Source organism: Streptomyces sp. HUAS MG56, from assembly GCF_058673395.1.
Genome location: NZ_JBZWEN010000003.1, coordinates 79,519 through 86,408, shown reverse-complemented (window position 1 = coordinate 86,408; position 6,890 = coordinate 79,519). Strand labels below are relative to the sequence as shown.

The 6,890-nt window shown below is 71.6% G+C and carries 7 protein-coding genes; all 7 read left to right on the top strand.

Annotation, left to right across the window (positions count from 1 at the left end; translation table 11 throughout):
• The first annotated feature begins 235 nt into the window (after positions 1–235).
• The 7 genes from AC4OXY_RS47035 (at position 236) to AC4OXY_RS47005 (ending at position 6,807) form a co-directional block, all read left to right on the top strand.
• On the top strand, positions 236–655 hold the full coding sequence (locus tag AC4OXY_RS47035) for a hypothetical protein (protein WP_491995000.1): 420 nt from the start codon (positions 236–238) through the stop codon (positions 653–655).
• A 124-nt stretch (positions 656–779) separates the two neighbouring features.
• Positions 780–1,196 (top strand): hypothetical protein, encoded by a 417-nt coding sequence (locus tag AC4OXY_RS47030; RefSeq protein WP_491994999.1) that lies wholly within the window; start codon positions 780–782, stop codon positions 1,194–1,196.
• Positions 1,197–1,254: 58 nt separating this feature from the next.
• Positions 1,255–3,078, top strand: a complete 1,824-nt coding sequence (locus AC4OXY_RS47025; RefSeq protein ID WP_491994998.1) for a hypothetical protein — start codon at positions 1,255–1,257, stop codon at positions 3,076–3,078.
• An 82-nt stretch (positions 3,079–3,160) separates the two neighbouring features.
• Positions 3,161–3,733: a hypothetical protein gene (locus AC4OXY_RS47020; RefSeq protein WP_491994997.1), complete on the top strand. Its 573-nt coding sequence runs from the start codon at positions 3,161–3,163 to the stop codon at positions 3,731–3,733.
• Between the two features lie 3 nt (positions 3,734–3,736).
• On the top strand, positions 3,737–3,967 hold the full coding sequence (locus tag AC4OXY_RS47015) for a hypothetical protein (RefSeq protein ID WP_491994996.1): 231 nt from the start codon (positions 3,737–3,739) through the stop codon (positions 3,965–3,967).
• A 130-nt stretch (positions 3,968–4,097) separates the two neighbouring features.
• On the top strand, positions 4,098–6,374 hold the full coding sequence (locus tag AC4OXY_RS47010) for a hypothetical protein (protein ID WP_491994995.1): 2,277 nt from the start codon (positions 4,098–4,100) through the stop codon (positions 6,372–6,374).
• Between the two features lie 13 nt (positions 6,375–6,387).
• A complete protein-coding gene (locus tag AC4OXY_RS47005; RefSeq protein ID WP_491994994.1) occupies positions 6,388–6,807 on the top strand; it encodes a conjugal transfer protein TraB in 420 nt (139 codons plus the stop codon).
• The last annotated feature ends 83 nt before the right edge of the window (positions 6,808–6,890 follow it).

Sequence of the window (6,890 nt, the reverse complement as noted above, 5' to 3'; positions counted from 1 at the left end):
GGCCGGATGGCCGCCGGGTGCTCCCCACGCGGGGAGGTGCCCGGCGGCACTCCAAAGGCACAGGTCATGAGGGCGTGCCCGACAGGTTCGGGCTCTTAGGAGACAGGGGTTCGAGTCCCCGCTCGCCTACCGCGCCGTCCCCCGTACGGCGCGACCCCCGGCACATGCGTACAGGCGGTGCAACGCCTGTACGTGCCGGGGGTCCACGGATCTACCCAGCTAGGAGCTGATCCGCATGACCATCATCGCAACCAACGCCGCCCCGCTGCGTGCCGGGGCCGTCAACGACGGCGTCCAGGACGTGGTCGAGGAGGCGTGGCACGTCTACTCCGAGGTCCAGGACCTGGCCCGGGTCGGCGTCGAGGTGGCCGTGACCGTGTCCAACAAGGGCCGGATCACCGTCGACCTCGCGTTCGGCAAGGAGGCCGCCGGCCTGCTGCCCGACCTGGTCGAGCAGATGGCGCACTCCGCGCTCACGCGGACGGTGACCGGGTTCACCGTCGCCGGGGCGATGTTCCACGGCAACGTGAACGTGCAGGCCACCGTGGGCTACGGGGCCATCAGTGTCGCCGAGGCGGACGCCTTGGTCGCCGCCGTCACCGTCGACCTGGACGAGCAGGTCACCGGCGACGAGTACACGGGGCGCGCCGCGTGAGCGCGCAGCAGGACGCCGCCAAGTCCGCGGCCGAGGCCGCCCGTGAGGCGGAGGAGAGGCGCCGACAGGCGGAGGCCGGGTTGCAGCGACACGGTCAGGCCGTGTCCGGGATCGGAGGACGACGGTGACCATCACCCTGCTCACCAGGCTGAAGAGGACCGTGCGGGACTTCCGCCGTCAGCACGGTCCGATGGAGAACTGGTCCGGCGAGGAGTTCGACGTCCTCTACGACCTGCTTGTGGCCGCGAACGCCCCCGGGCTGTTGGCCCGGCTCCGCCTGCGGCTGACGCTGCTGCTGTGGACCGGATTGACGATGCCTCTCTACGCCCTTGAGCTGCTCTGGGCGGAGCAAGACCACCGGGTCTCGCAGCGGCTGAACGCGGTCATGGACTGGCTGGACGATCGCTGCTCGAACATCGAGGCCACGTGCAGTCGGGCCGGTGACCACACGCTGGTCGAGCGCGTCGGCAAGGGCTTCGAGTGGATCTCGACCATGGCCAACTCCGTTGGCCGGATGGCCGCCCGCCGCGTGCGGGGCTGACGGACCGAACACCGAGGTGGCCGCCGGGAGGCGGCCACCTGCATGAGAGGAGGTCGGTGTGGGGGCCCGTAAGCCACCTGCCCGCAACGCCCGGAAGACGACGACGCCGCGCCGCCCGGCCAAGGCGGCGGCCCCGCCGCCGAAGCCGGAGGCGCGGGAAGACGGTGAGGCCCTGGCTGCGGATCTCCGCGACCGTGCCGCCGACGTGATCGACGGTGCGCGGTGGACCGGGGCCCAGGAAACGGCGGCGCTGATCCAGGCCGCCAAGAACGAAGTCCAGCAGATCCGCCGGGCGGCAGCCGCCGACGCCAAGCGCGTCCTGGTGGAGGCCGCCGAGGAGGTTGGGGAGCGACTGCGCCGAGCCGAGGGCGACGCGGACACCATCCGCGCCGGAGCCCGGGACGACGCGCAGACGATCCTCGAACAGGCCCGGATCGACGCCGCCGCCGAGACCGACGAAGTCATGGCGGATGCCGAGGAGCAGGCCAAGAACCTGCTCGCCGACGCCGAGAAGCAGGTGGGCGTCGTGCTCGCCGAGGCGGAGGACCGTGCGAACGCCCTGGTGGAACTGCGCCGGACTTCGGCAGAAGCCGCCTACCGCAAAGCCCTGGCCGACGCCGACCGCATCATCAGTGAGGCGCAGGACCAGGCGGTGGAGATCAGGACGGCGCGTGCGGCACTCGACTCGGAGCTAGAGCTGACCCGCCGGGAGGCCCGGCTCGAACTGGCCGAGGAGCTGAGCGCACGCCGGGCCGAGATCGACGCCGAACTCACCGCGTACCGGACGGAGGTGGACGCCGCTCGGGCGGAGATCGAGACCCAGTTCCGCCAGCTCGGCGAACAGCACGAGCGGGATCGGCAGGCCCAGCGGGATCGGCTCGCGGCCGAATTCGTGGAGCTGCGCAAGGAGGCGGAGAAGGAAGCCCGGACCGCCGCCGGCGCGGTGCGCAAGGAGGCGGACGACAAGCTCACGGAAGCCAACCGCGAGCTGGACGCCGCCCGAGAGGCCCGGCGCGTCGCCGAGAAGCGCGCGGCCAGCCTCAAGCGGACCCGGGACCGCGGGGAGATGGTCAAGCAGGGCTGCACCTGGGTCTCGCTCGCGGCCGCGATCGCCCTGACCGCCTCCGGCGAGTGGAGCTTCGCCCGCATGGTCGGGCTCGGCAGTACGCCCTTCGGTGACCTGGGCTGGGCGATGCCGGTGGGCCTGGATGTCTACGCGGTCACTGCCTTCCGCATGAAGAAGGACGTGCCGTACGCGCTCGGGCTGATGGCCGCCACCAACATCACGTACCACGTCGCTCAGATGACGGGCACCGGCGTGACGGTGATCGACGGCAGGCAGCACCCGAGCATCGGGCTCATCGTCGTCGCGGTCCTCGTTGTCGTCGCCATCGTCTGGCGCGTTCACCGCCTGCTGGAGACCGACCACGACGACACCGCGAAGCCCGCGCCGAGCGGTACCGCCGACGCGGACGCCGCCTCCACCGGTAGCGGCACCGGTCAGCCGGGCGGCGGGGACACCGGTAACCCGCTGCCTACCGGTAGCGGTAACTCGACCGGTAATCCCGGTTCTACCGGTAGCGGTAACCCGACCGGTAACCCGTCGCCTACCGGTAGCGGTAACTCGACCGGTAATCCCAGTTCTACCGGTAGCGGTAAACCGCGTTCTACCGGTGGCGGTAGGCCGGGCGGTATCGCCCGTCCGCGCAGCGGTAAGCCGGGCAGGACTGACGGCCCGAGCGCCGAGCAGCGGGCAGCGGTACGGGCCCGCGCCACCGAGATCCTCGCGGCGGGCAAGACCCCCTCGCCTACCGCTCTCGCCGCCGAGTTCGGCGCCCTGGACCCGGAGTGGGTCCGCAACCAGATCCGCGCCGTCCGCTGATGCGGCGCGGCGAGCACGCCGCGGGCCGGGCCCGCCACTGCCCCCGAGAGTCGGCGGGCCCTTCCCCGAGAGGAGAAACCCCGTGCCCGAGATCGAGCACACGAACAACACCACTGACGCCCTGAACAAGCTGCCCCCGGAGTTCCAGCCCTACCTGAAACTGCTCAACCTGGGCCACCTGACCGACTGGACGCTGGCCAGGCAGGACGAACACAAAGGCGACCTCGGCACCTACGAGAAGGCCCGGGTCGTGTTCCAAGTCGCCCTGCGGTCCCAGCACGTCCCCGGTGACCGCACCTGGTCCGCCCGGAGGCGGGCTCGCAAGGTCGAAAAGCACTGGAACCGGCTGGTCAAGGCCTCCCGAGACGCGGCGAACGCCTCGGAGGCACTGCGCGACGCGTACTCCAGCCACATCAGCACAGTGGCCGCCCTGCCTGCTCAGCGTGCAGAGAGGGCCGCGTTGAAGGCTTCCCGGCGCGAGAAGGTCAGCGACTTCGCCGAGAAGTCGCTGAACAAGACGGTCGCCACGATGGCCGCCCGCCCCAAGGAAGACGAGGAGGCGAGCGGCGAAACCGCAGGTCAGGACGCTGGAAAGGGGTCCGGCGGCCGGACCGTCCGGGGTGTGAACGACCTGTTCGACCGCAAGGGAGCCTGATCAGTGCAGCAGGTGCCCTCTGCCGGCCAGGACCGACAGGCTCGCCGCGCCGCCCACTGGGCGGCGCGGCAGGCCCGCCAGGTGGAGATGCGAGGCGACGCGGGCCGAGTCGACGCCTGGTGGGACCGGGTCCGCAAGATCTGCAAGGACAAGGACGATCCGGAATTGTGGAATGACCTCGCGCGGACGCTGGAGAACTGGGCCGGACGTCACGACGGGAGTCACGGCGCGTAAGCGTCATCACCATCATCATCACCCGGGGGCGGACCGGATTCGGGGGGCCAAGGCGGGCGCGCGGGCGCCCGGGCGCGCGGGCGCGCGAGGATCCCCCATCCGGTCACCCTCTGTCAACCCTGGAGAGCACGTGGCTGATGACCCTCGGGACGACAACCGGAACGACAACGTCGTCTCTTTCCGATCCCGGGGAGGGGCCCCGCCGGGGCTCCCCCCGATCCCGGGTGCCCCTCCCCCGGCACCCCCGGCCCCACCCGCCGAACCGCCGTCCCCGGCCTCCGGGCCGGACGACGGCGGCGATGGGGCAGTACTCCCCTCCCTCCGGCGTCGCCGGTCGGCGGCCGAGTCCCTGGCCGACCTGACCCCGACGCTCCCGCCGGTCCCCAGCTCGACCGAGCCGACGGGCACCGTCGCCCTCCGCTCCGAGGGCACGGCGCCCGCCCGCCTCGACAGCGACGACGGCGAGGCGGACGGGCCCGGCGTCGCCGCCCTCAGCCTCGCGGCGACCCTGGCCATCGCGCTGGCCGCGCTCCGGGGCACCGCGACCGTGCTCACGGACTGGCGGCAACGGCGCGCGGAGCGGGCCGAGGAACTGGCCCCACTGCGCGCGGCCCGCCTCAAGAACCGGCTCGCAGGCGAGGAAGCGGCCGCCAAGCACGCCCTCGCCATGCAGAGCATCGGCGACAAGGCCGCGCAGAAGCGCGGCAAGTCCATCCCCTCCAGCCAGGACTATGGCCGCAAGACCCTGAGCGGCGGCCGCGGGTCCCTCACGGGCGGCGGCAAGGGCGCCGGCGGAACCGGACCCGGCCGGAACGGCAAGTCCGGGCCCGGGACGGCGCCGGGCGGGGGCAAGAAGAACTCGCCGAAGACGTCCAACGGGTCGGGCTCGGTCGGCACCAAGAACGGTCCGAAGTCGTCGGACTCTAGGAAGAACGGCTCGTCCAGGAAGAACGACAGCTCGGGATCGGGGATCAAGTCGCCGTCGGGCGGCAAGTCCCCCAGCTCGAAAGGCTCCAGCCCGGCTCTGGAGCGGGCCCGTGGCCGCCAGGACCGGGCCGCCGCCCGGCAGGGCGCCAGGGCTCAGCGGCGTGCGGACCGGCAGGCGGCCCGACGGGAACGCCGGGCCCAGGACGACGGCGCGGCCCGGACGAGGCGGAACAGCAGCCGGGACTCCCGTCAGGCCGTGAAGGACCGGATCCGCAACGGCCGCCTGGAGGCGAAGGCCGAACGCAGAGACCGCGCCCGCCAGGAGCGGGCCGAAGCCAAGAAGAGGAAGAAGGAAGAGGCGGCGGCCACCTTCACGGAGCGCACCACGCTCCGGGAGGCCCTCGGGCAGACGGTCACCGACGCAGCCGGGGGGCGCCTGGAACGGCGGCGTGCAGATCTCGACCCGCCTGTCGTAGCCAGGGTCAAGAAGGGAGGCAAGGACGGCGCGGCCGCAGAGACCGCCCCGGCCGGGCCGAAGGTCGACCTCACGAAGAAGCCGAAGCCCGCCGGCGGTTCCGCCACGAGTACCGGCCCGAAGGTCGACTTGGCCAAGAAACCGAAGCCCGGCGGTACGAAGGGCTCCGGGCCCGGCAGGAAGAAGAAGGCCCGGGTGAAGTCGAAGTCGAAGAAGCGGCGCGGCTCCTCCTCGGGTACCGGCCCCGCCGACCGGCGCAAGGCCAGCCGCAAGGAACGGGCTCGCCGCGCGAGTGAGCGGGCCCGGAGCAGGGCGGGCTCTGGCAGCTCCGCCGGAACGGGCTGGGAGTTCTACACCCCGCCGCCGCGCGAGGAACGCCGCAGCGCCGACGACTCCATGCGGGACACCGACCCGCAGGAAGAGGAGCTGTACACGGTGGAGCAGGTCTTCCCTGCCGGGTACCAGGCGTCCTCATACGAGTCCCTGACCACGGGAGCCCGGGGCCTCCCCGCTGGCACCAGCAGCCACGGCCCCACGATCACGAAGGAGGCGCCCGTGGGCAACTCGCCCGCTGTGCCCACCATGGCCGTATCGACCGCGATGGACGACGGGATGAACCCCGAGCACGCGACGGAGGTGACGCTCGATGATGTCGTGGACTTCCTGGACGAGGTGGTCTCGGAGGCATTCGACGCGCACGACGAATGCCTCGTCCTCGCCGCTCAGGCCAAGGAGTTGATGTACGCGCTGGACGATCTGGCCGCCCGTCTGGCGTCCAAGCACAACATCATCGGCGCCATCACCGCCTGGGCGATGCGCAAGCTCGCCGAGTCGATGGAGGTCCTCTCCCGCAAGGCCGAGGAGATGTCGGTCAAGTCGCTCCATGCCGCCGAGACGTGCGAGACGGCGAAGACCGAGATGGACGACGCGTACCGGCCGCTCACCCAGGCGACCGCGGACGCGGGCCTGCGCACCCCGTCCGCCCGAGTCCACAACGAGAACTAGGAGGTCCCACTCAGTGTCCGGAGAGATCGTTCCCCGCAGGGACACGCTCCCCGCGGTTCCCGACGGCGACCTGGGGTTCCTCAGCCTCGGGGCCGCCGTCACCCTGCTCGCGTCGCGGGCCCTGCTGCTCAAAGAGAAGATCTGGTGGCTCCAGACGCTCTTTCGCCGCAACGCCGACAAGGCAAGCAACATGTCGGAGATGTGCGACGCGGCGGAAGTCGAGCCGCGATACACCGCCCTCATCATGGACGGCTCCACCTCGCTGCGGGAAGTCGCCGACGCCTCGGGCGACTTGGTGAATGCCGCCGACCAGATGCAGATGGACGCGCAGGGCTTCAAGGACGCGCACGAGGGCGAGTACGGCGGGATCTACGAGGTCACGCAGTCCATGGGCGTGAAGCAGCCCAAGCCCGGATTCAACGAGGTCAAGTAACCGAATAGCCGCCCGGCCGCGAAAGCGGCCGAGCGAAAAGCCTCCGCGGGAGGGGCCCCGGCGAAATCCGCCGGGGCCCCTCC

What these genes read in the sequence shown, in the direction of transcription:
- AC4OXY_RS47035 (WP_491995000.1), top strand. Translation starts at nt 236, where the DNA reads ATGACCATCATCGCAACCAACGCCGCCCCGCTGCGTGCCGGGGCCGTC.